Source organism: Promicromonospora sp. NPDC023805 (genome assembly GCF_040639635.1).
Taxonomy (GTDB): Bacteria; Actinomycetota; Actinomycetes; order Actinomycetales; family Cellulomonadaceae; genus Promicromonospora.
The window spans coordinates 1-26,493 of the sequence record NZ_JBFAAH010000045.1 but is presented as its reverse complement, the minus strand read 5'-3'; the positions used below and the strand labels follow the sequence as shown (position 1 = coordinate 26,493).

20 protein-coding genes and 2 rRNA genes are annotated in these 26,493 nt (G+C 71.8%); 20 read left to right on the top strand and 2 right to left on the bottom strand.

The features are described 5' to 3' along the window. From AB0F70_RS26585 to glcF, 7 genes are all read left to right on the top strand, one after another. Positions 1–140, top strand: a 23S ribosomal RNA gene (locus tag AB0F70_RS26585); the annotation flags it as partial. Between the two features lie 151 nt (positions 141–291). After that, positions 292–408: ribosomal RNA gene (gene rrf / locus AB0F70_RS26580) — 5S ribosomal RNA — on the top strand. A 195-nt stretch (positions 409–603) separates the two neighbouring features. Then, positions 604–1,350 carry an IclR family transcriptional regulator gene (locus AB0F70_RS26575; RefSeq protein ID WP_357456023.1) on the top strand — a complete coding sequence of 249 codons (747 nt, stop codon included), beginning with the start codon at positions 604–606 and terminating at the stop codon, positions 1,348–1,350. A gap of 134 nt (positions 1,351–1,484) precedes the next feature. Next, the gene (gene aceB, locus AB0F70_RS26570) at positions 1,485–3,050 is read left to right on the top strand and encodes a malate synthase A (protein WP_357456029.1); all 1,566 of its coding nucleotides are present in this window, start codon (positions 1,485–1,487) and stop codon (positions 3,048–3,050) included. A gap of 118 nt (positions 3,051–3,168) precedes the next feature. Continuing rightward, the gene (locus tag AB0F70_RS26565; protein WP_357456026.1) at positions 3,169–4,626 is read left to right on the top strand and encodes an FAD-linked oxidase C-terminal domain-containing protein; all 1,458 of its coding nucleotides are present in this window, start codon (positions 3,169–3,171) and stop codon (positions 4,624–4,626) included. Beyond that, positions 4,626–5,894 (top strand): FAD-binding oxidoreductase, encoded by a 1,269-nt coding sequence (locus AB0F70_RS26560; protein WP_357456020.1) that lies wholly within the window; start codon positions 4,626–4,628, stop codon positions 5,892–5,894. Before AB0F70_RS26565 ends, AB0F70_RS26560 begins: the two co-directional genes overlap by 1 nt. Beyond that, positions 5,894–7,231 (top strand): glycolate oxidase subunit GlcF, encoded by a 1,338-nt coding sequence (gene glcF, locus AB0F70_RS26555; RefSeq protein ID WP_357456017.1) that lies wholly within the window; start codon positions 5,894–5,896, stop codon positions 7,229–7,231. The genes AB0F70_RS26560 and glcF overlap by 1 nt, the downstream gene beginning before the upstream one ends. Here glcF and AB0F70_RS26550 read toward each other — a convergent pair. Next, a complete protein-coding gene (locus AB0F70_RS26550) occupies positions 7,228–8,943 on the bottom strand; it encodes a hypothetical protein (RefSeq protein ID WP_357456014.1) in 1,716 nt (571 codons plus the stop codon). The genes glcF and AB0F70_RS26550 overlap by 4 nt on opposite strands. Before the next feature lie 219 nt (positions 8,944–9,162). On the opposite strand from AB0F70_RS26550, the gene AB0F70_RS26545 reads away from it, so the two are divergent. Further along, the gene (locus AB0F70_RS26545) at positions 9,163–10,980 is read left to right on the top strand and encodes an L-lactate permease (RefSeq protein ID WP_357456011.1); all 1,818 of its coding nucleotides are present in this window, start codon (positions 9,163–9,165) and stop codon (positions 10,978–10,980) included. A gap of 30 nt (positions 10,981–11,010) precedes the next feature. Here AB0F70_RS26545 and AB0F70_RS26540 read toward each other — a convergent pair whose 3' ends face one another. Further along, positions 11,011–12,642, bottom strand: coding sequence for a hypothetical protein (locus AB0F70_RS26540; protein WP_357456006.1), 1,632 nt, complete (start codon positions 12,640–12,642; stop codon positions 11,011–11,013). An 18-nt stretch (positions 12,643–12,660) separates the two neighbouring features. On the opposite strand from AB0F70_RS26540, the gene AB0F70_RS26535 reads away from it, so the two are divergent. The 12 genes from AB0F70_RS26535 (at position 12,661) to AB0F70_RS26480 (ending at position 26,418) form a co-directional block, all read left to right on the top strand. Next, positions 12,661–13,788 (top strand): hypothetical protein, encoded by a 1,128-nt coding sequence (locus AB0F70_RS26535; protein WP_357456003.1) that lies wholly within the window; start codon positions 12,661–12,663, stop codon positions 13,786–13,788. Continuing rightward, positions 13,785–14,792, top strand: a complete 1,008-nt coding sequence (locus AB0F70_RS26530) for an HAD hydrolase-like protein (protein WP_357455999.1) — start codon at positions 13,785–13,787, stop codon at positions 14,790–14,792. Before AB0F70_RS26535 ends, AB0F70_RS26530 begins: the two co-directional genes overlap by 4 nt. A gap of 257 nt (positions 14,793–15,049) precedes the next feature. Beyond that, the gene (locus AB0F70_RS26525) at positions 15,050–15,232 is read left to right on the top strand and encodes a hypothetical protein (protein ID WP_357455996.1); all 183 of its coding nucleotides are present in this window, start codon (positions 15,050–15,052) and stop codon (positions 15,230–15,232) included. Continuing rightward, positions 15,229–16,188 (top strand): TlyA family RNA methyltransferase, encoded by a 960-nt coding sequence (locus AB0F70_RS26520; protein ID WP_357455993.1) that lies wholly within the window; start codon positions 15,229–15,231, stop codon positions 16,186–16,188. Before AB0F70_RS26525 ends, AB0F70_RS26520 begins: the two co-directional genes overlap by 4 nt. Continuing rightward, positions 16,185–17,183, top strand: a complete 999-nt coding sequence (locus AB0F70_RS26515; protein ID WP_357455990.1) for an NAD kinase — start codon at positions 16,185–16,187, stop codon at positions 17,181–17,183. The genes AB0F70_RS26520 and AB0F70_RS26515 overlap by 4 nt, the downstream gene beginning before the upstream one ends. An 8-nt stretch (positions 17,184–17,191) precedes the next feature. Then, complete coding sequence (recN, locus tag AB0F70_RS26510) at positions 17,192–18,946, top strand: DNA repair protein RecN (protein WP_357455987.1); 1,755 nt, start codon at positions 17,192–17,194, stop codon at positions 18,944–18,946. A gap of 5 nt (positions 18,947–18,951) precedes the next feature. After that, on the top strand, positions 18,952–20,175 hold the full coding sequence (gene steA / locus AB0F70_RS26505) for a putative cytokinetic ring protein SteA (RefSeq protein WP_357455984.1): 1,224 nt from the start codon (positions 18,952–18,954) through the stop codon (positions 20,173–20,175). 91 nt (positions 20,176–20,266) lie between these two features. Continuing rightward, on the top strand, positions 20,267–21,226 hold the full coding sequence (locus tag AB0F70_RS26500; RefSeq protein WP_357455981.1) for a copper transporter: 960 nt from the start codon (positions 20,267–20,269) through the stop codon (positions 21,224–21,226). A gap of 82 nt (positions 21,227–21,308) precedes the next feature. Then, complete coding sequence (locus AB0F70_RS26495; RefSeq protein WP_357455978.1) at positions 21,309–22,238, top strand: hypothetical protein; 930 nt, start codon at positions 21,309–21,311, stop codon at positions 22,236–22,238. Further along, on the top strand, positions 22,235–23,977 hold the full coding sequence (locus AB0F70_RS26490; RefSeq protein ID WP_357455975.1) for a lipid II flippase MurJ: 1,743 nt from the start codon (positions 22,235–22,237) through the stop codon (positions 23,975–23,977). The genes AB0F70_RS26495 and AB0F70_RS26490 overlap by 4 nt, the downstream gene beginning before the upstream one ends. Before the next feature lie 129 nt (positions 23,978–24,106). Continuing rightward, the gene (locus AB0F70_RS26485; protein ID WP_357455972.1) at positions 24,107–25,789 is read left to right on the top strand and encodes a CTP synthase; all 1,683 of its coding nucleotides are present in this window, start codon (positions 24,107–24,109) and stop codon (positions 25,787–25,789) included. After that, positions 25,786–26,418, top strand: coding sequence for an NUDIX hydrolase (locus AB0F70_RS26480; RefSeq protein ID WP_357455968.1), 633 nt, complete (start codon positions 25,786–25,788; stop codon positions 26,416–26,418). The genes AB0F70_RS26485 and AB0F70_RS26480 overlap by 4 nt, the downstream gene beginning before the upstream one ends. The last annotated feature ends 75 nt before the right edge of the window (positions 26,419–26,493 follow it).

Sequence of the window (26,493 nt, the reverse complement as noted above, 5' to 3'; positions counted from 1 at the left end):
CCTGCTTCGAGATGAGGTTTCCATACACCCTTGTGGTGTGAGAGGCACCCAGCAGACCACTGGGTTGATAGGCCGGATGTGGAAGACAGGACTAAAGACTGTCGGAGCTGACCGGTACTAACTGCCGATAACTTCACAACACAACAACACGGCTAATAATGCTCAAAGTTCTTGTTTCGCGTCCACTATGCGGTTCCCGAGTCACGGGCACCAAACCCTTCGTCACCACACCACCCCTGTACCTGGGTTGGTTCGGGTGGCGGGTATGGGTTTTGTCCTTCTCGATAGTGTTACGGTGGTCTTAGCGTGGGGGAAACGCCCGGTCCCATTCCGAACCCGGAAGCTCAGCCCTACAGCGCCGATGGTACTGCCCTGGAGACGGGGTGGGAGAGTAGGACGCCGCCGGACAACCATTCCCAGCAAGGGGGTGGAGCCAGCACAAGCCCGCAAGGGTTCGTGCAGGCTCCACCCCCTTCCTGTATTCCCAGAACAGCCTGCGTACCCAGAATGACTCCGGCCGGCGTACGGCCAACCCTCCGTTCCGCGTTATGGAATGCTGCTTCCGTGAGCCGGTAGCTCCGGCGTTCCGATCGGGAGGGTGACGTGGCAGAGTCTGGCGTGCAGTCGGTAGAGCGAGCGCTGGATCTGCTCGAGATTCTGGCGGAGGTCGGCGGTGATGCCGGCCTGAGCGAGCTCTCGGAGCAGTCGGGACTGCCCCTGCCGACCATTCACCGGTTGATGCGCACCCTCGTGGCCCGCGGTTATGCCCGCCGGCTTCCCTCGCGCCGCTATGCGCTCGGTGCGCGGATGATCCGCCTCGGCGAGTCGGCGGGTCGCCAGCTCGGAGCGGGTGCTCGGCGTCATCTGGCGCGAGTCGCTCGGGAGCTCGGTGAGACCGCAAACCTGGCGATGCTCGACGGGGAGATGGCCGTGTACGTGGCGCAGGCGGCGTCCTCGCACTCCATGCGCATGTTCACCGAGGTGGGGCGACGTGTGCACCTGCACAGCACCGGCGTCGGTAAGGCGCTGCTGAGCGAGCTGCCCGACTCGGCAGTGCGCGACATCGTGGCGCGTGCCGGCCTTGCCCCGGCTACTGACCGGACCCTCACCGACATCGACGCGCTCCTGGCTGCGGCGGCCGAGGCACGTGAGCGCGGCTACGCCGTCGACGACGGCGAGCAGGAGATCGGCGTCCGCTGCTTCGCCGTCGTCGTTCCCGGGGCGCCCGTGCCTACGGCGCTGTCGGTGTCCGGCCCGGCGGCGCGGGTGTCGTTCGAGTTCGGCGAGCGAGCAGTGCCGGTGCTGCACGAGGTCGCGCGAGAAATAGGGGCGGAGCTCGCCGACGGTTGAGCACGCGTTGACCGCTCGCGATCGGGCGCCTAGTGTTTTCACTAGGAAGTATTTGGTTTCCGCATCGTGGAATTAGCGGTGGGGGCATCAACCACTCGACCGAGGGAAGACACGTGGACACTCCAGACGGCCTCATGATCACCGGTGACATCGCACCCCGCGCGGAGGAGGTGCTCACACCCCGCGCGCTGGAGCTGATCACCGCCCTGCACCGGGCGCTGGACGACCGGCGGCTCGAGCTGCTCGATGCCCGCGCGAGGCGGGTCGCTGACCTTGCGGCGGGCGGCACGCTGGACTTCCTCCCTGAGACGCGGCACATCCGCGAGGACCGGACGTGGCGTGTCGCCCCGCCGGCGCCCGGGATCGAGGACCGCAGGTGTGAGATCACCGGCCCCACGGACCGCAAGATGACCATCAACGCCCTGAACTCCGGCGCGAAGGCGTGGCTCGCGGACCACGAGGACGCCAACACACCGCAGTGGAGCGCAGTCGTCGGCGGCCAGCTCAACCTGCTCGACGCCATCAACCGCAACATCGACTTCACCGGCGAGAACGGCAAGCACTACGCGCTGAAGCCCGACGAGGAGCTGGCCACGATCATCGTGCGCCCGCGCGGCTGGCACCTGCCGGAGAAGCACATCCTGGTGGACGGCCGGCCGGTCTCGGGCAGCCTGGTGGACTTCGCGCTGTACCTCGCGACCGCCGGCCTTCGGCAGATCGAGAAGGGCCAGGGGCCGTACTTCTATCTCCCGAAGATGGAGTCGCACCTGGAGGCGCGGCTCTGGAACGACGCGTTCGTGCTGGCCCAGGACTTCCTCGGCATCCCGCAGGGCACCATCCGCGCCACTGTGCTCATCGAGACGTATCCCGCGGCCTTCGAGATGGAGGAGATCCTCTACGAGCTCCGGCAGCACAGCTCCGGCCTGAACGCCGGTCGCTGGGACTTCATGTTCTCGGTCATCAAGTCGTTCCGGACCCGCGGCACGGAGTTCATGCTGCCCGACCGCAACGCCGTCACCATGACCGTGCCGTTCATGCGGGCCTACACCGAGCTGCTGGTCAAGACCTGCCATACGCGCGGCGCGCACGCGATCGGCGGCATGGCCGCGTTCATCCCCAGCCGCGACGAGGCGGTCAACGAGGCCGCGTTCGCGAAGGTTCGCGACGACAAGACCCGCGAGGCGAACGACGGGTTCGACGGGTCGTGGGTGGCGCACCCCGGCATGGTGGACCTCTGCACGGAGGTGTTCACCTCGGTGCTCGGCGACAGGCCGAACCAGATCGACCGCACCCGCGAGGAGGTCCACGTCACCGCGGCGCAGCTGCTCGACGTCGCAAGCACGCCCGGGGATGTCACCGAGGCCGGGCTGCGGAGCAACATCTCGGTGGGGATCCAGTACCTCAAGGCGTGGCTCGGCGGGCTGGGCGCCGTCGCGATCTTCAACCTGATGGAGGACGCCGCCACGGCGGAGATCTCCAGGTCGCAGGTGTGGCAGTGGCTGCACAACGACGTGACGCTCGCCGACACCGGTCACCAGGTCACGCGCGAGCTGATCGACCAGATCGTCGAGGAAGAGATCGCCAAGCTGCCCGGCGACGCGGCAGACTACGAGGAGGCGAAGCAGACGTTTCTCGAGGTGGCGGTGGCGGACGACTACGCGGACTTCCTGACTCTCCCGGCATACGCCCGAATGCCCTGACCGACCCGTTGAGTGCTGGATATTTGTCCTTCGGACCGCCTCCGGAGGGCAAATACCCAGCACTCAACGGAGCAGTAGTGGCCGCAACTTGGAGGTTGGCTTGTTCGAGAACGTTGTCGTGGGGCTTGACGTCGTGATCGCCGAGCTTGTTGACGCGCTGGGCGAGGAGCGGGTGATCACGGATCGGCAGCGGCGTCGTACGTACGAGTGCGACGGGCTCGCGGTCTACCGGGTGATCCCGGGCGTGGTGGTCCTGGCCCAGGGGCCCGACGACGTCGCTACCGCGGTGCGAGCGTGCGCGCGGCACTCGGTGCCGTTCGTCGCGCGAGGTTCGGGTACGGGGCTCTCGGGCGGGGCACTGCCGCATGCCGAGGGCGTGCTCGTGGTGATGTCGCAGATGCGGACCGTCCGGGAGGTCGATGCCGACAACCAGCGCGCCGTCGTCGACCCCGGGGTGATCAATCTCCAGCTCACGGCCGCGACCAGCCCGGACGGGTACTACTTCGCGCCCGACCCCTCCAGCCAGTCCATCTGCTCGATCGGCGGGAACATCGCCGAGAACTCGGGCGGCGCGCACTGCCTCAAGTACGGCTTCACCACGAACCACGTCACGGGCCTGGACCTGGTGACCCCCGGCGGGGAACAGGTGGAGATCGGCGGCAAGGCGCCGGACCCGCCCGGATACGACCTGCTCGGCGCGCTGGTGGGGAGCGAGGGCACGCTCGGCATCGTCACCTCGGCCACTGTGCGCCTGACCCGGCTGCCGCAGGAGGTGCGGACCCTGCTGGCGGCCTTTCACTCGATGGACGACGCCGGAGCCGCTACCTCCGCGATCATCGCCGCAGGGGTGATCCCCGCCGCCATCGAGATGATGGACGCCCTCGCGATCGAGGCCGCCGAGGCGGCGGTGCACTGCAACTACCCGGCCGGCGCGGGCGCGGTGCTCGTGGTCGAGCTGGACGGGCCGTCGTCCGACGTGGCGGGGGAGTTCGACGACGTGGTGCGCCTGTGCGAGGAAGCGGGTTCGTTCGAGGTGCGGGTCGCGGCCGACGACGACGAGCGGGCCCTGATCTGGAAGGGCCGCAAGTCCGCGTTCGCCGCGGTGGGCCGGATCAGCCCGGACTACATAGTCCAGGACGGCGTGATCCCGCGGACCGCGCTGCCGTTGGTGCTGCGCCAGATCGCGGCTCTCTGCGAGGCGGCCGACGTGCGGGTCGCGAACGTGTTCCACGCGGGCGACGGGAACCTGCACCCCCTCGTGCTGTTCGACGGTTCGGTGGAGGGCGCGGTCGAGCGGGCCGAGGCCGTGGCCGGCGGGATCCTCGACCTGTGCCTCGAGCACGGCGGCTCCATCACCGGTGAGCACGGTGTGGGCGCGGACAAGGCGAGTCACATGCCGCGCATGTTCACCGCCGACGACCTCGACACCATGCAGGCCGTGCGGTGCGCCTTCGACCCGGACGGCATCGCCAACCCCGGCAAGGTCTTCCCCACGCCGCGGCTGTGCGGGGACCAGCCAGGCCGGCGCCAGGGTGCGCACCCGCTCGCGGAGTCCGGCGTGGCGGAGGTCTTTTGATGGCGGACCTGCAGCGGCTCGAGGACGCGCTGAAGCAGGATGGTGGCCAGGTCGAGGAGGCGGGTCCGGGGGATGCCGTGGACGGCGTGCCGGCGGTCGCGGTCGCCCGGCCGACGTCGGCCGACGGCGTGGGCGCCGTGCTGCGCGAGGCGACCGCCCAGGGCCTGGTGACGGTCGCGCGCGGGGCCGCGACCGCCCTGGACTGGGGCGCGCCGCCCGAGCGGGTGGACCTGATCCTGGACACCACGGGTCTGGACCGGCTGGTGGAGCACGGCGCGGGCGACCTCGTGGTGGTCGCCGAGGCGGGGCTGCCGGTGGCGGAGCTGTCGGAGACGGTCCGGAGCGCGGCGCAGGAGCTCGTGGTGGACCTGCCGCCGGAACGGCTCGCCGGGGGCTCCACCGTGGGCGGGGCGCTGTCGACCGGAGCGTCCGGGCCGCGCCGCCTGCAGCGCGGCGGGATCCGCGACCTGGTGCTCGGGGCCACCGTCGTGCTCGCCGACGGCACCATCGCGTCGTCGGGCGGCAAGGTCGTCAAGAACGTCGCCGGGTACGACCTGGCCAAGCTGCTGACCGGCGCGTACGGCACGCTCGGTGTCGTGGTGCGGGCCGCGTTCCGGCTGCACCCGGCCCGACCCGACCGGGCGTATGCGGTGGCCACCGGCCCGCTGGCGAACGTCGCCGCGCGGGCCCGGGAGGTCGTCGCGTCGCAGCTCGCGCCTGCCGCGGTGGAGATCGACCGTCCGGCGGGGAGCGACGTCGGCGAGGTAGCGGTACTGGTCGAGGGCACGGGGAGCGCGGTGGGGCAGCGGGCCGCGGCTGTCGCCGAGCTGTTGGGTGGGCGGGTGCAGGCAGAGGCGCCCGGGTGGTGGGCGGCCTTGCCGGGAGTCCCGACAGGCTCGACCAGCAGAGAGACCACCTATGCCAAGGCGACCGCGACCCTTGTCGGCGTGGCCGCGCTGCTGGCGGCGGCCCGGGACGCCGAGCAGCGGTACGGCGTCGGCGTGGCGTTGCGGGGGAGTGCCGGCGGGGTGCTGCACGCGGTGGTAACGGGGACGCCCGGGGCGACCGCGTCCGCCGTCGGGCACCTGCGGGGTGCCGCGACCGAACCGCGCGACGGGACCGTCACGGTGCTGCGGGCATCGCGCGAGGTGCGCGCGGAGCTTGACGCGTGGGGGCCGGTGGGTGGGCTCGACCTCATGCGCGCGATCAAGCAGCAGCTCGATCCGGGGCGCAACCTCGCGCCAGGCCGATTCGTGGGAGGCATCTGATGACAGAGGCGAAGCCGGACCTGCTCGGCTCGTTCGGCCAGGCGGGGGCCTTCGACGAGCATCATCCACCGGCCCGCGAGCTGGTGGACGACTGCGTGCACTGCGGGTTCTGCCTGCCGGCCTGTCCGACGTACTCGCTGTGGGGCGAGGAGATGGACTCGCCGCGCGGCCGGATCTACCTGATGAAGGAGGGGCTCGAGGGCGAGCCGATGTCGTCGTCGCTGGTGCAGCACGTCGACGCCTGCCTCGGCTGCATGGCTTGCGTGACCGCGTGTCCGTCGGGCGTGCAGTACGACAAGCTGGTCGAGGCGACCCGGCAGCAGGTCGAGCGCCGCGGCGCCGAGCACCGGACGCGGGGGCAGCGGCTGCTGCGGTCGGCGATCTTCGCGCTGTTCCCGCGGCCGGAGCGGCTGCGGCTGATCCGGCCGCTGCTGGCGCTCTACCAGCGCAGCGGGCTGTCGCGGCTGGTGCGACCGGTGCTCGCGCGCGTCTCCCCGACCCTGGCGACCATGGAGGCCATCGCGCCGCCCGTCGGTCCGCGGGTCCCGGTGCCCGCGCTGGTGCCCGCCGTCGGCACGAAGCGGATGACCGTCGGGATGCTGCTGGGCTGCGTGCAGCGTGAGTTCTACCCGGGGGTGAACGCCGCGACGGCGCGGGTGCTGGCGGCGGAGGGGTGCGAGGTCGTCGTGCCGTCGGACCAGGGGTGCTGCGGCGCGCTGTCGGTGCACGCCGGCCGTGAGGCGGAGGGGCTCGGCTACGCGCGGGCGCTCATCGACACGTTCTCGGCAGCGGGCGTTGAACGGATAGTGGCGAACTCGGCAGGGTGCGGCTCCACCATGAAGGACTACGCGCACCTGCTGGCGGACGACCCTCAGTACGCGGAGCGGGCGGCGGAGTTCGCCGCGAAGACCCGCGACATCTCTGAGGTGCTGGCGGAGCTGGAGCCCGTGGCGCCGCGGCACCCGTTGCCGATGACCGTGGCGTACCACGACGCCTGCCACCTGCGGCATGCCCAGGGCGTCAAGGCGCAGCCGCGCGCGGTGCTCTCGACGGTCCCCGGACTGGTGGTCAAGGAGATCGCCGAGGGCGACATGTGCTGCGGGTCGGCGGGCATCTACAACCTGACGAACCCGGAGCCCGCGCGGGAGCTGGGCGACCGGAAGGCCGCGAACGTCGCGGCGACCGGTGCCCAGCTCCTGGTGACGTCCAACCCTGGCTGCCTGCTCCAGATCACCGATGCCCTCACCCGGCAGGGTCGCGAGATGCCCACGGCGCACATGGTGCTCGTGCTGGACGCTTCGCTACGCGGTGCCGGGCCGGACGAGCTGCTCGGCTAGGGCAGGTTCGGGTCCACGAAGGTGCACTGCCTGGCCATCCACTTCGACACCGACGCGTCGGCGTCGTAACCGCGGGCCTGGAAGCAGACCTGGTAGCCGGTCGGGACGTTCTGCAGGCGGAAGCCCACCTCGGTGCCGCTCCCGGAGTCCTGGACGGTCCAGCTGGGCGGCGTCTGCCCCGGGACGAACCAGCGGTAGCGCACCTCGGAGCCGGCCAGGTACTCGCCGTTCACGCCGCCGTACTGGTACCGGACGGTCGTCTTGCCGTCGGCATCCGCCTTGACGGCCGGAGGCAGCGGCACGGATGCCACCTGGTTGGTGGTACCTACCGTGTCCTCACAGGTCTGGTTCGTGTTCCACGGGCTCACGTTGCCGGCGTTGTCAGTGATGCGGCCCGTCCAGCAGATGCGGGACGGCGCCGGATAGTTCGGCGTGCTGCCGGGCGGGACCGGCTTCCAGGCGCTGAACTGCGTCTCGCCCGCCAGCCGGATCCGGTACCGCGCCTCGTGCAACGCCTTGCCCGACGGCCGGAACGGCGGCGTGGCGCGGTCGCTGCCCCCGACGGCGGCCTGGAAGGCCGCGGTGTCGGGAACGGCCGGAGGCCTGCTGATGGGCGTTACCCCCGTTGACACGGGTGCCGCGTGGTCCACGATCTCCGTCGCCGGGTCGGACGACCACGCCCGCAGGTCGCGTGCGATGCGCACGTCACCGGCGCCGTCCACGAGCACGACGCGGGTACCGGTGTCGTCCAGGTCGAAAGCCGTTGCCTTCCCGAGCTTCCCCGGCGAACCGCCGAGGGAGGGTGCGGCGAGGAGGTCACCCGTGGTGGTGGAGACGCCGAGCACGAAACCATCGCCCAGCTGCGGTGGCGTGCTGGTGCGCTTCATGCCGACGGCGAGCGTGACGTCGTCGTACACACCGGCGCTGTCCGCGGTGAGGCCGACGACGCCGCCCGTGCACGTGGCGAGCGCGAAGCGGCCGCGCGCGTCCTCGACGTGCAGGCCGGAGGCTCCCGGGACCGAGCCGCACGGGTCGCCTCCGGTACCCCTGGTGACCTCGCCGGTCGGGCCGTGCCAGCGTTCTACCGTCTTGGTCAGGATCTCGTCGACCGCGTACAGCGCGTCGCCGGTGATGGCGAACCCGTCCGCGATGCTGGGGAAGTACCAGACCGACTGGTTCGCGGGCTGGACCGCTACCCGTTCGCCTCCGGTCACCCCCTGCGTGACGGCGGCGGCGCCGCTCCCGTAGGCCACACGCTGCGCGCCGCGGCCGAGCACGGTGCCCTCCGGCACGGTGCGGCTGCCGCCGCCGTCGCGCGACCAGGCGAGCACGTCGGTGCTGCCGACGTCGAGCAGCAGCACGTCGTGCTCCGACGCGAGCAGGTCGCCGGTCAGGGTGCGGCCGCCCCACGTGTTGGACCAGGTGGCGTTCGTGCCGTCGACGGGCCGCCAGTAGACGCGGCGGCCAGAGGCCGTGCTGACCTCGACGAACAGGTTCTCGCCGGCCAGGTGGGCGTCGACCGCGGTGCCCAGACCCGCGTCGGCGAGCGCCTTGGCCGAGGCAAGGACCCCGGTGGGTACCGGTTCGACGACGAAGGGACCCGGGCCGCTCATGGCGGTCGCCGCAGGCAGGGTGACCCCGCCGGCCGCGACCATGCCTGCGGCACAGGTCACGGCCGCCCAGGCGGCGGCCGATCTTCGGGTGAGTCTCATGATCCGATCAACTACTTTCGTCTTGTTGATGGCCAGCCTCAGAGGCCTTACCCGGTAGAACGGTCGCCACGATGGAATCGTTGGGCAGGTCCCTGGTGGTTCGGGTACTCCCATTTGCCCGGGGCGACTGTTACTTTTTGCCGTGAAGTGGAGTGACAGTTCCGACATGCGAAATTTCCAGCGCAACCTACCCGGCAGCGCAGCCGGACTGGAGTCACCATGGACAACCTCGGCGTCCTCGCCCTGCTCGCCCTCCTGCCGATCCTCGTCGTAGGGACCCTGCTGCTCGGCTTCCGCTGGCCCGCACGGACGGCGATGCCCGTCGGCCTCGCGGTGGTGGTGGTCGTCGCCCTGTTCGCGTGGAAGATGTCGCTGGTCGCGGTCAGCGCGTCCATCGTGCAGGGGCTGCTGATCGCCATCGGGCTGCTCTGGATCATCTTCGGCGCGCTGCTGATGCTGGAGACCCTGACCAAGAGCGGCGCGCTGCAGACGATCCGCGCGGGCTTCACCACGATCAGCCCCGACCGGCGGGTCCAGGTGATCATCATCGCCTGGCTGTTCGGGTCGTTCATCGAGGGCGCCGCCGGGTTCGGCACGCCCGCCGCCGTCGTCGCCCCGCTGCTGCTGGCCCTGGGTTTCCCGGCCGCGGCCGCCGTCATGGCCGGGCTCATCATCCAGTCCACCCCGGTGAGCTTCGGCGCAGTCGGCACACCGATGCTGACCGGACTGGGGACGGGGCTGGCGGACACCTCCGGCGCGCTGGCGCCGGAGGTGCAGGCGCGGGCGGACGCGCTGGGGCTGGACCAGCTCGGCTTCATCGCGCACACCGCTACCCAGGTGGCGACCATCCACGCGATAGTGGGCATCCTGGTGCCGCTCATCCTGGTCACCCTGATGTGCGGGTTCTACGGCGAGAAGCGGTCGTTCCGCTCGGGGCTGGCCGTGGCGCCGTTCGCGATCTACGCGGCGCTCGCGATGATCGTGCCGTACGTGACCGTGGCGTACGTGCTCGGGCCGGAGTTCCCCTCGATGCTCGGCGGATTCCTCGGACTGGTGCTCGTGATGTTCACGTCCTCGAAGGGCTTCCTCATGCCAAAGGACGTGTGGGACTTCCCGCCGCGCGAGCGCTGGAGCGACCGCTGGATGGGCACGGTGGACCCCACGAAGGAAGCCGCAGCGCTCACCCGCAACATGTCGATGGCCCGGGCCTGGTCGCCGTACGTGATCGTGGCGGCGCTGCTGCTGGTCACCCGGAACGTCCCGGCGATCAAGGAGTTCCTGACCGGGTCGGCAATAGTGGAGGTGCCGAACATCTTCGGTACCGGGATCAGCCAGAACATGGATCTGCTGTACTCGCCGGGTGCGATCTTCCTGCTCGCCTGCCTCATCACCTACGTGCTGCACGGTATGAAGGGCGAGCAGATCAAGGCGTCGTGGAAGGTCGCAGGCGGGCAGCTCGGCGGTGCGGCGTTCGCGCTCCTGTGCGCGGTGCCGCTCGTGCGGATCTTCATCAACTCCGGACCGGACTTCAACGCCGCGGGCCTTGACTCGATGCCCATCACGCTCGCCCAGGCCGCCGCCGACCTCGCTGGTCAGGGCTGGCCGATCGTCTCGCCGTTCATCGGCGCGCTCGGCGCGTTCGTCGCCGGATCGAACACCGTGTCCAACATGATGTTCGCGCTCTTCCAGTTCAACACCGGGATCGGCATCGGTGCGGCGTCGCCCGAGACGGTGGCCGCGCTGCAGGCGGTCGGCGGCGCTGCCGGCAACATGGTGGCGGTGCACAACGTGGTCGCCGCGGCGGCGACGGTCGGACTGCTCGGGCGCGAGGGCGACCTGATCCGCAAGACGATCCTGCCGATGACCTACTACTGCCTCGCGACAGGTGGCATCGGATACCTGTGGATCTTCGGGTTCGGGTTCAACGCGGGCACCGTCGTGCTGCTCGTGGTGGTCGCGGCTCTTGTCCTTGCGGCGACATGGATGCTGCGGAAGACCGACGCGTACAACCCGGAGGTGGTCCCGGCGCGGGTGTGAGCGCACATCGGACGACGTCGGCCGCGCACGTCACAGCAGTTCGACCCCGGGAGACGGCCGCTCGCATGGGAGAATGAGCGAGCATCTGTCATCGAAGGGAACACCGTGAACGAAACGCCCCGTGACCAGGGGAACGACCGCGAGGGCGACCGCCGTGGCGAGCGCACAGGCGGCAGTCGCAACGAAGGCCGGGGGCCGCGTCGTGACGACCGCGGCGGAGAGCGCGGCGGTGACCGGGGCCGCCGGTTCGACGGCCCTCGTGGCAGTGACGCCCCTCGGCGCGACGACCGCGGCGCCGACCGCCCGCGCCGACCGTACGAGGACCGGGGTACCGACCGTCCCCGCCGCGACGACCGCGGCACCGACCGTCCCCGGCAGGACGACCGGGGGGCCGGCGACCGCGCGCCTCGGCGCACCGATGACGACCGTCCCCGCCGTTCCTACGGTGACCGGGACAACCGGGGTGGCGGCAGCGACCGCGGAGCCCGCGACGATCGCGGTGCCCGCACCGAGCGCCCCCCGTACCGTGGGAACGACGGCGACCGTCCGCGCCGGTCCTTCGAGGACCGGGACAGCCGTGGTGACAACCGTGGTGACAACCGTGGTGGAGACCGTCCGGTACGCCGCGACGGTGAGCGGCCCGTGCGTCGCGAGCACGACCGCCCGCTGCGCCGGGACGACGACCGTCCCGCGCGCCGGGACGACGCGCCGCGCCGCTCCTTCGGGGACCGTGACGAGCGCCCGCGCCGCAGCTTCGAGGACCGCGGCGGCAGCCGTCCTGTGCGTCGGGACGACGAGCGTCCGGCACGTCGGGACGACGACCGTCCGCGCCGTTCGTTCGAGGACCGGGGCAGTGACCGTCCGGCTCGTCGCGACGACCGTGGGACGGACCGTCCGGTCCGTCGCGACAACGATCGTCCGGCCCGTCCTTCGTTCGGGGACCGTGACGAGCGTCCGCGCCGCAGCTTCGAGGACCGTGGGACCAGCCGTCCCGTGCGTCGGGACGACGAGCGCCCGGCCCGCCGGGACGACGACCGTCCGCGTCGCTCGTTCGAGGATCGGGGTACCGACCGTCCCCGCCGTGACGACCGTGGCACGGACCGTCCGGTCCGTCGCGACAACGATCGTCCGGCCCGTCCTTCGTTCGGGGACCGTGACGAGCGTCCGCGCCGCAGCTTCGAGGACCGTGGCGCAAGCCGTCCCGCCCGCCGGGAGGACGACCGCCCGCGCCGTGACGACCGTCCCCGCGACGACCGACCCCGCCGCACCGACAGCGACCGTCCGGTCCGTCGCGACGACCGGGGCACCGACCGTCCGGCCCGCAGGGACGACGACCGTCCGCGTCGCTCGTTCGGCGACCGCGACGACAGGGGAGCCCGCGACAGCCGTGGTCGCGACGACCGGGCCGCTCGCCCGTTCCGCGCGAAGGACGGCGACCGTCCCGCGCGACGTGACGACCGTGGCACCGACCGGCCGCACCGTCCGTCCAACGACCGCGACGACCGTCCGCGCACGGCCGTCCGGGACGAGCGCGAGGAGCGAGTCCCGCGGCCTCCGGAGCCGGAGATCGCCGAGGGCGTCGAGTTCAGCCAGCTCGACCGCGAAGTGCGTTCGCGCCTGCGCGGGCTGAGCAAGGACCACGCCGAGTACGTCGGTCTGCACCTGCTGATGGCCGGAAGGATGATCGACATAGATCCCGAGCGCGCCTACGAGCACGCCCAGGCGGCGCTGCGTGGTGCCGGCCGGATCGACATCGTGCGCGAGGCCGCAGGCCTGGCGGCGTACCACACCAACCGGTACGCGGAGGCGCTGCGCGAGCTGCGCACCGTCCGCCGGCTGAACGGTTCGTCGGAGCACCTGCCGATCATGGCCGACGCCGAACGCGGGCTCGGCCGTCCGGAGCGTGCCCTCGCCCTGGCCGCGTCGGAGGAGGCCGCCTCGCTCGACGCGATGGGTCGCGTGGAGCTTGCGATCGTCGCGAGCGGCGCACGTTCGGACCTGGGCGAGCACGATGCCGCGCTGGCGGTGCTCGACAAGATCGCCCCGGAGGACGCCAAGGGCGACTCGGGGCTCCGGGTCGTGCAGGCGCGCGCCCTGGCGCTCGAGGCGGCCGGCCGTGTCGACGAAGCCGTAGCGCTGCTGAAGACCGTGGACAGCAAGGCGCTCGAGCGTGCCATCGGCGCCGAGGCGTTCGACGAGGACATCACGGTGTTCGACGTCGAGGAGGACGCGGCGCTCGCCGAGGAGGAGTACGCGGCCGAGCATCCGGAGGAGTTCGCGAAGGACACGTCGGACGACGAGGGCGACGAGCCTGAGGACTCGGACGACGAGGACGACTCGGACGACGAGGACGAGGATTCGGACGACGAGTCCGCGGACTCGGCGGACTCCCCGGATTCGGCTGGCTCAGGCGACTCGGCTGACTCAGCGGATTCTGCTGACTCGGCGGATTCTGCCGACTCGGCCGACTCGGCCGACGAGCCCGAAGCGGACGAGGACGAAGACGAAGACGAAGAAGAGTCCGACGAGAAGCCCGAAGAGGATCAGGACGAGCCCGAGGCGGACGCCGTCGACGAGCCGAGCGATCCTGAGTCGGACGAGGAGTCCGCGGAGGAGCAGGCCGAAGAGGCCGGCGACCCGACGGGCGACCTCCCGGACACCGACGACGCGGCTCCCGCACCCGAGGTGAGCAACACCGAGGGTGAGCCGGCCGCCGAGGGTGAGCCGGCCGCCGAGGGTGAGCCGGCCGCCGAGGGTGAGCCGGCCGCCGAGGGCGACCGGTCCGACGTCGGGCAGGAGAAGGCGTGACCGCGAGCGCCGGCCTGCTGGCGAGCGCTACCCCGCTCGCCGCTGCGTACGACCTTGCGCTCGTCGACCTGGACGGCGTGGCGTACAAGGGGCACCTGCCGATCGAGCACGCGGCGGCGAGTCTCGCCGCCGCGCGCTCTGGCGGGATGCGCCTGCTGTTCGTGACGAACAACGCGTCGCGCGAGCCGGAGGATGTCGCCGGCCAGCTCACGGGTCTGGACATCCCGACGGATCCGGACGAGGTGATGACGGCGGCGCAGGCGTGTGCCGCGCTGCTCACGACCAGGCTCGACCCGGGCGCGAAGGTACTGGTTGTGGGCGGGAAGGGCCTGGTGACGGCGGTGCGGTCGGCGGGCTTCACGGTGGTGGGGTCGGCGGATGACAAGCCGGACGCCGTCGCGCAGGGTTACGCGCCGGAGCTGGGCTGGGCGGAGCTTGCCGAGGCCGCCTATGCGGTGGGTGCCGGTGCGTGGCACGTGGCGAGCAATCTGGACCTGTCGCTCCCGACGGCGCGTGGTTTCGCGCCGGGGAACGGCGCCCTGGTGGGTGCGGTGGTGTCGGCGACGGGTGTGACGCCGGACAGTGCCGGCAAGCCCTCGCCGACCATGTACCGGCTCGCGGTCGAGCGGGCCGAGGCGAGCCGGCCGCTGGTGATCGGGGACCGGCTCGACACCGACCTGGGGGGTGCGCGTGGTGGCGGGTACCCGGGGCTGCACGTCCTGACGGGCGTCTCGACGGCGCGCGACGCGGTGCTCGCCGTCCCGGGTGAGCGCCCGTCGTTCCTGGGGGCCGACCTGCGTGCGCTGCTCGAACCGCACCCGGCGCCGGCCCTCACGGACGGCTGGTACGTCAGCGGCGCGGCGGCCGCCCAGGTGTCCGACGGCGGGCTTCGGCTCGACGGCGCCGGTATCGACCTGGTGCGCGCCGCATGCGCCGCGGCGTGGTCTGCCGTCGACGCGGGAGAGACCGTGGATCCTGCGACGGTCCCTGAGCTCGTCGCCTGAGTCGAGGCCGCGGACGGACCCCTTCGGGGGTGACAGTACGAATTCGAGGTGTGTTGCTCCGCGTAGACAACGTCTACGCGGAGCAACACACCAGGCAGAGGTGGGCCTTCTGACGGTCTGCGACAGTACCCGGCCGATTCCTCCAGGGTTCTGTCGGAGGCGGCAGGTACCGTGTGTGGCAGCAGGCAGACGGCCCGGGGCATGGCGCGACAGGCAGCCGACAGGCACGGACGAGCACAGTGGAGCGTTGACGCAGGATGGACCAGTTCTACGAGACAGAGGAACCTTCGGGCGGCCCGGCGGATCCCGACGCGGGTGTCCGGAGTGCGCTCGACGCGCTCGACGGGCTCGACGACCTGCCGCCGGCGGAGCACGTCGCCCGGTTCGAGGCAGTGCACGACGCGTTGCGGGCCCACCTGAGTGGTGACGCCGCCCTGTGACCACGACGACAAATGCGGGTCAGGGCCGTGTTGACGCCGAGCTGGTGCGGCGTGGCCTGGCGCGGTCGCGCAAGCACGCGGCCGAGCTGATAGCCGCCGGGCGGGTGGTGGCAGGTGGCCGTGCGGTCGCCAAGCCGTCGGCGCTGGTCGCTGCCGGCGAGACGATCGAGGTGTCGGGCGGGGAGTACACGGAGTACGAGTACGCCTCCCGTGCGGGGCTCAAGCTCGCCGGGGCGCTCGACGCGCTGGACGCCCTCGGGGCAGGCTTGGTGGTCAGCGGCGCCTGGTGCGTCGACCTCGGCGCGTCGACCGGGGGCTTCACCGACGTGCTCCTGCGGCGTGGCGCGGGACACGTCCTCGCCATCGACGTCGGCCACGACCAGATCGTGCCGCAGCTGCGGGAAGATTCGCGCGTCACGGTCGTGGAGGGGTTCAACGCGCGCGACCTGACGCCGGAAGACCTCGAGCAGGTACCGGACGTCGTCGTCGCGGACCTCTCCTTCATCTCGTTGCGGAAGGTCCTGCCCGCCGTGGCCCGGGTCGCGGGCCAGGACACGCACGCGCTGCTGCTCGTCAAGCCGCAGTTCGAGGTAGGCCGGGAGCGGCTCGGCTCGGGCGGGGTCGTGCGCGACCCCGCTCTGCATCGTGACGCGGTGGAGTCGGTCGCCCGTGCCGCCGAGGAGGCGGGCCTGCGGGTCCGTGCGGTAGTGCCGAGCTCGTTGCCGGGCCCGAACGGCAACCGTGAGTTCTTCCTCTGGCTCGTGCCGACGGGGCCCACCGGGACCGTCGGCGCGATCGACGAGGCCGTGGCACATGCTGTCGCCTGGGACCCCGCGGCGGGGGCGCCGAGCGAGCCGGGTGCGGTAGCCGGCCCGCCCGTGCCGCCGGTCGTCGTCGTCCGGGAGCGGCAGCACCACGACCAGCAGACGGACGAGCAGAAGGAGCAGCAGCCGTGACCAGGCGCGTCCTGATCGTGACCCATGGCGGACGCCCTCGGGCGGTCGCTGCGCTGGCGGAGGCCTTGCGTGAGCTGAAGGCGGCGGGCTTCGAGGCGACGCTGCACGACGATGCGCTCGCGGAGGAGTTCGGCGACCACATGGCCGCGAACCGTGTCCGTGAGGGTGTGCACCGGTCCGAGGCGGTGATGGTGCTCGGGGGTGACGGCACCATCCTGCGTGCGGCTGAGCTGACCCGGGGCACCGACGTGCCCTTGCTGGGCGTGAACCTTGGACACGTGGGCTTCCTCGCCGAGTCGGAGCGGGAGGACCTGCGCGCCGCCGTCCAGCGGCTCGCGGCCCGCGAGTACGAGGTGGAGGAGCGTGCGACCGTCGAGGTCACGGTGCACCTGCCCGGCACGGCGGAGCCGGTGGTCGGCTGGGCGCTGAACGAGGCGACCGTCGAGAAGGCCACGCGTGACCGTATGCTCGAGGTCGCGATCGGCGTGGACGGCCGTCCGCTGCTCTCGTTCGGCTGCGACGGCGTGATCATGGCCACGGCCACGGGCTCCACGGCGCACGCCTTCTCGGGCGGCGGCCCGGTGATCTGGCCCGACGTCGATGCCGTGCTCATGGTGCCGCTGTCGGCGCACGCCCTGTTCGCGCGGCCGCTGGTGATCGGGCCGCGGTCGCGGTACACGGTCGACGTGCTGCCCCAGTCGACGGTCGAAGGAGTGCTGACCTGCGACGGCCGGCGGGAGATCCGGCTGCCCCGTGGGTCTCGCGTCGTCGTGCGGCAGGGGGGTACGGTGCGGCTCGCACGGCTGTCGAACGCGCCGTTCGCGGACCGTCTCGTGTCGAAGTTCAGTCTGCCCGTGTCGGGGTGGCGGGACCGTGTCGGGTCGGGTCACGCCGAGGTGCAGGATGTACCTTCTGACCCAGCCGACATCAAGGACCCGGCCGGCACCAGGTCCGGCACAGCAGAGATACCACCAGAGATACCACCAGAGAATTAAGGAGTCCGGTGCTCGAGGAGATCGCTATCGAGAACCTGGGCGTCATCCGCTCGGCCCGGGTACCCCTGTCCGACGGCCTGACCGTCATCACGGGTGAGACGGGTGCGGGCAAGACGATGGTGCTCACGGGTCTCAACCTGCTCATGGGTGCCAAGGCGGACCCGCAGTCGGTGCGACCGGGGGCGTCGTCGGCGGCTGTCGAGGGCCGCGTGCGCGTCTCCGGCCGCGACGCCGTGCTGAGCCGGGTCTCCGATGCGGGCGGCGAGGTGGAGGACGACGGGACCATCGTGATCCTGCGCACCATCGCCGACGGCCGGTCGCGTGCCCACCTGGGCGGCCGTGCGGTGCCGCAGGGTGTGCTCGCGGAGATCGCGGAGGACCTGTTCACGGTGCACGGGCAGTCGGACCAGCTGCGGCTGCGCACGTCGGCCAAGCAGCGCGACGCCCTGGACACGTTCGTCGGCCCGGTCCACCAGCGCGTGCTGGCCTCGTACCGCACCGCATGGACCGAACGCGGCGGGCTCCTTGGCGAGATCGCCGACCTCGAGGCACGTGGCGCCGAGCGGGCGCGCGAGGTCGAGCTGCTGCGGATCGGCCTGGAGGAGATCGAGCGGGTGGACCCGGTGACGGGTGAGGACGCCGAGCTGCAGGCCCTGATCGAGCGCCTGTCCAACGCGGAGGCGCTGCGGACCGCTGCCACCGAGGCGCACGAGGCAGTGGCGGGCGAGGACGCCGACGGGGCGCGCGAGAACGCGATAGCCCTCGTGGAGCGGGCGCGGCGCGTCCTGGACGCCGCCGCCCACTCCGACGCCGCGCTCGGCGCGCTCGCCACCCGGTTCGCCGAGGTGGGCTACATGCTGTCCGACGTCGCGACCGACGTCGCCGCGTACGTGGACGACCTGCAGGCGGACCCGGCCGGGCTGGAGACCGCGCACAACCGCATGGCCGAGCTGAACGCGTTGACGCGCTCCTACGGCGAGACGATCGACGACGTGCTGCAGTGGGCCAGCGACGCCGGCCTGCGCCTGCTCGACCTGGACGACGGCGGCGACCGCCTCGTCTCGATGCGCGACCGCGTCACGGAGCTGGACGGGGAGCTCGCCCGGCTGGCCGAGATCCTCACGGCGGAGCGCACCCGCGGCGCGTCCCACCTCGCCGAGGCGGTGACCAACGAGCTGCACGGCCTCGCGATGGGCGGCGCCCACCTCGTGGTCCAGGTGGAACCGCTCGACCAGCCGGGGCCGTTCGGCGCGGACCAGGTCACCTTTCTGCTCGTGCCCCACCCGGGCGCGCCGGAGCGGCCGCTGGGCAAGGGCGCGTCCGGCGGTGAGCTCTCGCGCGTCATGCTCGCGCTCGAGGTCGCGCTGGCGACGTCCGGCGGTGCCGCCGCGGCGCGCACGGCCGACACCCCCCGGAGCACGTTCGTGTTCGACGAGGTCGACGCCGGCGTGGGCGGCCGGGCGGCGGTGGAGGTGGGCCGCCGTCTGGCGCAGCTGGGTCGCAGCACGCAGGTGGTCGTGGTGACCCACCTGGCGCAGGTCGCGGCGTTCGCCGACGCACACCTGGTGGTCACCAAGAGCTCCGACGGCGAGGCCGGCGCACAGGGTGAAGATGACGGAATGATCACGGTTACGGGCGTACGCGAGGTCACCGCCGACGCGCGGGTCCGGGAGCTGGCGCGCATGCTGTCCGGCCAGGACGACTCGGAGACGGCGCGTACCCACGCGCTGGAGCTCCTGGAGTCCTCGGTCGTGGGACGATAGAGCGGATGAAGCTGATCTCCCGACCCGAGAAGCGCGCCCAGAAGAGCGCAGCGAAGAGCGCCGCAGCGCAGTCCCTGGCGGCTACGCAGGCCACGGTGCACGGGCCTGCCCGGATCGGAGCCCGTACCAAGGAGCTCACGTCCCGGCTGAACAACGGTGACGTCGCCGTGATCGACCACGTGGACATCGACCGTGTCGCAGCGGACGCACTGGTGTCCGCGGCGCCCGTCGCGGTGCTGAACGCGGCGCCGTCGACCTCCGGCCGCTACCCCAACACGGGCCCGAACATCCTGATCGAGGCAGGGATCGTCCTGGTGGACGGCCTCGGCCCGGCGATCATGGCGCTCGACGAGCGGGCCGACGTCCAGATAGTCGGCAACGAGATCTTCGTCGACGGCGAGATGGTGGCCAAGGGCACCTACCAGACGCCGGAGACCGTGGCCGCGGACCAGGCGGCCGCCCGCGAGGGCCTGTCCGCCGAGATCGAGCGGTTCGCCGAGAACACCATGACGTACCTGCGCCGCGAGCGGGACCTCCTGCTCGACGGCGTGGGCGTGCCCGACATCCGTACCTCCATCGAGGGCCGCCACGTGCTGATCGTGGTGCGCGGCTACCACTACCGGGAGGACCTCGCACTGCTGCGGTCCTACATCCGGGAGAACCGGCCCGTCCTGATCGGTGTGGACGGCGGTGCGGACGCGATCCTGGACGAGGGCTGGCAGCCCGACATGATCGTTGGCGACATGGACTCCGTCTCCGACCGGGCCCTGGCCTGCGGCGCGGAGATCGTGGTGCACGCCTACCGCGACGGCAAGGCACCAGGCCTGGAGCGCGTGAAGGCGCTCGGCGTGGAGCCAGTGGTCTTTCCCGCCACGGGTACCAGCGAGGACATCACCATGCTGCTCGCCGACGACAAGGGTGCCGAGCTCATCGTCGCCGTCGGCACGCACGCCACGCTCGTCGAGTTCCTCGACAAGGGGCGCTCCGGCATGGCCTCCACCTTCCTCACCCGGCTGCGCGTCGGTGGCAAGCTCGTGGACGCCAAGGGCGTCTCGCGGCTCTACCGCACGCGGATCTCCAACACCCAGCTCACGCTGCTGTCCGGCGCGGGTGTCGCGGCGGTGCTCGCGGCGCTGGCCTCGACCTCGGCGGGCCAGACCTTCTTCGGACTGATCGGGGCACGCATCGACGACGTCGTGTCCTGGATCAGCCGCCTCTTCGGCGGCTGACCGGTCGGGAGCTCGCTCCCCGACCTGCTGCCGCCCCGACCTGATGCCGGGCCCTCACCGCCCGGAACATGCCTAAGGACTCCTGCGTACCGTGATCGACTTCCGATACCACCTCGTCTCGCTCATCTCCGTCTTCCTCGCGCTCGCCGTCGGCATCATCCTCGGTGCCGGCCCGCTGCAGGGCGCGATCGGGGAGACCCTGACGGAACAGGTGGACGCGCTGCGCGCCGAGCGCACCGACCTGCGCACCGAGCTGGACGCCACGCAGACCGCCCTCGACGGCGACGAGCGCTTCATCGAGGCGGCGGGCGCACAGCTCGTGACCGGCGCGCTCCAGGACCAGCGTGTCGCGATCGTGCAGCTCGGTGAGGTCCCGCAGGACGACGCCGACGGCGTGCTGAACCAGCTCACCACGGCGGGCGCCAACGTCGTGTCGACCTCCGTGCTCACCGAGTCCTGGACCGACGCCACCGAGGAGTCGTCCAACGAGACCGTCGCCGGCGGACTGCGCGCCAACCTGGGCGCGGCAGCCCCCGAGGGTGACGACACGAGCGCGATCCTCGGCGCGGCGCTCGCGCTCGCGCTCACCGGCACGGAGAACGGCGCCGAGCGCAGCGCGCAGGCGATGGACCTCGAGGTACAGCTGGAGCGCCTCGGCTACATCGAGGCCGGCGACGAGCAGACGGAGCCCGCACAGGCGCTCGTGCTGCTCGTCGGCTCGGCCGCGCAGCCGCAGGCGACGACCGACGGCGCCACCGAGGCGGCGGAGCCCACTCCTGACGTGTGGACCTCCGTGACCCGCGCCGCCCAGGAGATATCCGGCGCGGCAGTGCTCGCCGGTCCGACCGACGAGCCCGGTGACACCGTGCAGGCCGTGCGTGACGACGAGGACATCGCCGCCGAGGTCACCACCGTGAGCGGCATCGACAGGCTCGTGGGGCGCATCAACGTGCCGCTCGCGGTCGCGGCACGCCTGGACGACGTCGTCGGCCAGTACGGCTTCGAGGACGACGCCACGGCCGTCATACCGCCGGTGGTCGGCGCCGAGTAGCTTGCTGACGTACTGGTTGCTGACGTACTGATCTTGACGTACTGATCTTGACGTACTAGTCGACACGGACCGAGGGGTAGTCATGGGTGCAGGCAGGTTCATCGCCGCTGGCATCATCGCCGGAGCCGCGACGGCGTTCGCGCGCCGCAAGCTGGACGAGAAGGTCGCGGAGGGCCGCCTCGGCGGCGCCACCACGTGGACGCGGACCAACCATCGCGGCGAGCCGATAAGCCTGCTGGAAGGTCCGGCGGTCACCGTGGGCCTCGTGGCCGGTGCGGCGGTCGGTGGCGGCAACGCCCCCGGGGCGACGGCGTTCGCCACAGCTGCCGCTGGTGCCTTCGGCCTGGTGGACGACCTCGCCGAGGACACGTCGGTGCGCACCAAGGGCCTCCGGGGCCACCTCGGCGCCCTCTTGGAGGGCCGCCTGACGACCGGCGGGCTCAAGGTGCTCGGCATCTCCGGCTCCGCGCTCGTCGCCGCCGCCGTGGGTACGCGCCGCACGGGCAGCGCGTTCGGGCACCTGGTCGACGTCGGGCTCAACGGCGCCCTCATCGGGGGCACCGCCAACCTGATCAACCTGTTCGACCTGCGCCCCGGCCGGGCGCTCAAGGCCGGTGCGGCCGCGAGCCTCCCGTTCATGCTCGGCGGCGCGGGCGCCACGGGCGCCGTGCTCGGCGCCGCGGCGGCAGCAGCCCCCGGCGACCTGGGGGAGCAGGACATGCTGGGCGACGGCGGCGCCAACGCGCTCGGCGCGCTCGTCGGCAGCCAGATCGCGTTCGGCACGTCCCGCGCGGTGCGGTGGACGGCGCTCGCGGGCGTGGTCGGGCTGATGCTGGCCTCCGAGAAGATCAGCTTCTCCAAGGTCATCGCGGGGAACGAGTGGCTGAACAAGATCGACATGCTCGGTAGGCGGCCGGTCGAGCCGGCACCGGTGGTCGCCCCGGAGCCGACCAGGGCGAGCGGGGTGCGGTCGACCCCTGCCTCCGACCCCATGGGTTCCCCGGGCGCGTGAGCCGCGTCAGAACCCTGGCGAGCGCCGCGCTGCTCGTCACCGTCGTCACCCTCGCCAGCCGCATAGTCGGTTTCGGCCGCTGGCTCGGGCAGGGTGCATGGCTCGGTTCCGAGGGCATCGGTACGGTCTTCAACTCCGCCAACCAGCTGCCCAACCTGTTGTTCGAGGTGGCAGCGGGCGGCGCGCTCGCGGGCGCCGTCGTGCCGCTCCTTGCCGGGCCGCTGAGCCGGGCGGCGTTCACGGCCGACGGAACCGCCGCCTCGAAGGAGCAGGCGTCGAGGATCGCCTCGGCGCTGCTGGGCTGGACGCTGGTGGTGCTGGTGCCGCTGGCCGGGCTCATGGCGCTCCTGGCGCGCCCGATCATCGGGCTGACCGGGCTGACCGATCCCGTGCACGTGGACGTCGCCACGGCCTTCCTGCGCGTGTTCGCCGTGCAGGTGCCGCTCTACGGCCTGGCCGTCGTGCTGGGCGGCATCCTGCAGGCCCACAAGCGGTTCTTCTGGCCGTCCTTCGCGCCGCTGATCTCCAGCCTCGTCGTGATCGTCGTCTACGCGGTCTTCGGCGCGCTGGCGAACGGCGACCAGCGGCAGGTCGCCGAGCTGTCCGGCCGGGCGCTGGAATGGCTGGCGTGGGGGACGACGGTCGGCGTCCTGTTCCTGGCGCTGCCGCTCGTCGTGCCCGTGTGGCGCACCGGGCTGCGGCTGCGGCCCACGCTGCGGTTCCCGTCGGGGGAGGGCCCCCGGGCCGCGCGCCTCGCGTTCGCGGGCGTGGGCGCCCTGGTCGTCCAGCAGCTCTCCGTCCTGCTGACACTGCGGGCGGCCAACGCTGCGGGCGGCGACGGCGCGCTGCCGGTCTACCTGTACGCCCAGCAGGTCTACCTGCTGCCGTACGCCGTCCTCGCGTTCCCCATCGCGACCAGCGCGTTCCCGCACTTCGCGGAGCACGCGTCGGCGGGCCGCCTCGACGAGCTCCGTTCGCTCGTGGCGCGCACCACCCGCAGCCTCCTGCTCGTGACCGCCGCCGGCGCCGCGGCGCTGATGGCCGCCGCGCCGTACGTCGAGCGGGTCTTCGACGTCATAGTGCTGGGCGACGCCCCCGGCATGGCCGTCGCACTCGTCGCGCTGGCGCCGGGGCTCATCGGCTTCGCGCTGATCCTGCACCTGTCGCGCGCCCTGTACGCCGTCGACCACGGCAGGGCCGCCGTCGTCGCCACCGCGAGCGGGTGGGGCGTTTCGGCGATCGGCGCTGCCCTCGTGCCGGTGCTGTTCGCCGGCCGACCGCCGGACAGGGGCTGTGCCGCGGCGAGCTGTTTCGACTATGCGCTGCGGAACGACGTCATGGCGGTCCTGGGGGCCGTCGGCACCGCCGGGATGATCGTGGCCGGACTGGGCCTGCTCCTGGCCGTACGCAGGCACCTGGGCCCGGACGCGCTGCGCGGCGTCTGGCGGGTGCTGCTGGTGCTCGTGGTGGCCACGGGGGCCGGTGCCGCCGTCGGATGGTCGGTGCCCGCGTGGCTGTCGCCGCAGGGCATGCCCTTCGGCGGGTTCGCGACCGCGCCGCACCCGGAGGTGCCGCCCGACACGATCCAGTTCGCCGTCGAGCTGGGCCTCGGGCTGGCGGTCGGTCTGCTGGCCGCGTGCGTCACGCTCGTGATCGCGGCGCTGCTCGATCGTGATCTGCGCGCCGCCGTCGGGCCGCGACTGGGCGGGCTGCGGGGGAAGTTCTCCCGGAAGTCCTGACACAGCGAGCGCGATGGGCCCGACGGGGGCAGACTCGGTCCGAATCAAACCGACAATCCCCGACAGATTCAGCGCGTGTGCTGGTTCTAACACCACGAGCACGCCGCACCTCGGATAGGGTGGAGTTCCGTGGTCGAACACCGAAGCAGTCTCCAGTCCCGTCAGCGGTCCGGCGCCTCCACGCCGACCAAGCACATCTTCGTCACCGGTGGTGTGGCGTCCTCTCTCGGCAAGGGTCTGACGGCGTCGTCACTCGGCCGACTTCTGCGCTCGCGTGGCCTCAGCGTCACCATGCAGAAGCTGGATCCCTACCTCAACGTGGATCCCGGCACGATGAACCCGTTCCAGCACGGCGAGGTCTTCGTCACCGAGGACGGTGCCGAGACCGACCTGGACATCGGGCACTACGAGCGGTTCCTCGACATCGAGCTCCCCGCCTCGTCCAACGTGACCACCGGTCAGGTGTACTCCCGCGTCATCGCGAAGGAGCGCCGCGGTGAGTACCTCGGCGACACCGTGCAGGTCATCCCGCACATCACCGACGAGATCAAGTTCCGGATGCGCGAGCAGGCCTCCGACGCCGTCGACGTCATCATCACCGAGATCGGCGGCACGGTCGGCGACATCGAGTCGCAGCCGTTCCTCGAGTCCGCGCGTCAGGTGCGGCACGAGCTCGGCCGCGACAACGTGTTCTTCCTGCACGTGTCGCTGGTGCCCTACATCGGCCCGTCCGGCGAGCTGAAGACCAAGCCGACGCAGCACTCCGTCGCCGCGCTGCGCACCGTCGGCATCCAGCCGGACGCCATAGTGCTGCGCTCCGACCGCGCGGTGCCGCAGGGCATCAAGAACAAGATCGCGCTCATGTGCGACGTCGACACCGAGGCAGTGATCAACTGTGCCGACGCGCCGTCGATCTACGACATCCCGCGCGTCATCCACTCCGAGGGCCTGGACGCCTACGTGGTGCGCCGCCTCGGGATGCCCTTCCACGACGTGGACTGGGACGGCTGGAGCCGCCTCCTGGAGCGCGTGCACGAGCCGGAGCACAACGTCGAGGTCGCGCTGGTGGGCAAGTACATCGACCTGCCCGACGCGTACCTGTCCGTGACCGAGGCGCTGCGGGCCGGCGGCTTCGCGAACGACGCGAAGGTCGGCATCCGCTGGGTCGCTGCCGACGACTGCCAGACGCCGGAGGGCGCTCAGGCCTCCCTCGAGGGTGTCGACGCGATCCTGGTGCCCGGCGGCTTCGGCGTGCGCGGCATCGACGGCAAGGTCGGGGCGCTGCGCTGGGCGCGCGAGAACCTCGTGCCGACCCTCGGCATCTGCCTGGGCCTGCAGTCGATGGTCATCGAGTACGCGCGCAACGTGCTGGGCTGGGCGGACGCGTCGTCGACCGAGTTCCACCCCACGAGCAGCCACCCCGTAGTGGCGACGATGATCGAGCAGAAGGCGATCGTCGACGGCGAGGGGGACCTGGGCGGAACGATGCGCCTGGGTGCCTACGAGGCGCAGCTCGCCCCGGGCTCCGTGGTGGCGAAGGCGTACGGCAGCGAGAAGGTGTCCGAGCGGCACCGCCACCGCTACGAGGTGAACAACGCCTACCGTGCCGAGCTGGAGGAGGCGGGCCTGCTGATCTCCGGCACGTCGCCCGACTCGTCGCTCGTCGAGTTCGTCGAGCTCCAGGCAGACCTGCACCCGTACTACGTGTCCACGCAGGCGCACCCCGAGTTCAAGTCGCGCCCCACCCGCGCGCACCCGCTGTTCTCGGGCCTCATCGCGGCCGCGCTCGAGAAGCAGGCCGCGGGAGCATGAGCAGCGACGAGGTCACCGACGTCATCGACCCGCGCCCGGCGCGTCGGCTGGACGTCCCGTTCCAGGGCTTCGTGGTCGACATGGTCTCGGACGAGGTCGACCTGGGCGAGGCCGGCGGCATCGTCCGCAGGGAGTACGTGGACCACCCGGGCGCGGTGGTCGTGGTGGCGCTGAACGACGACGGCGACGTCCTGCTCCTGCGCCAGTACCGGCATCCCGTCGGCGCGTTCCTCTGGGAGGCGCCCGCCGGCCTGCTCGACCTGGACGGCGAGGACCCGCACGTCGCGGCGGCCCGCGAGCTGGCCGAGGAGGCGGACATGTCCGCCGCCACCTGGGACGTGCTGCTCGACCTGCTGCCCACGCCGGGCGGCAGCAACGAGGCGGTGCGCGTCTACCTGGCCCGCGACCTCACGCCGGTGCCCGACGACGAGCTGCACACCCGGGAGGCCGAGGAGGCCGACATGGTCGTCGTCCCCGTGCCGCTGGAGGAGGCCGCGGCGCTGGCGCTCGCGGGCAAGCTGCACAACGCGGCGACGATCGCGGGGGTGCTCGCGGCGGCGATCGGGCGGGCCTCGGACTGGGAGACGCTGCGCCCGGTGGACAGCCCGTGGGAGTACCGCAAGAACTGACGGCTGCGCGACTTCGGTCGGGTGGGGCGCGCGGGCTGGAGCGACCCCCCCCCAAAGCGGGGCCCCCCCCCCGAG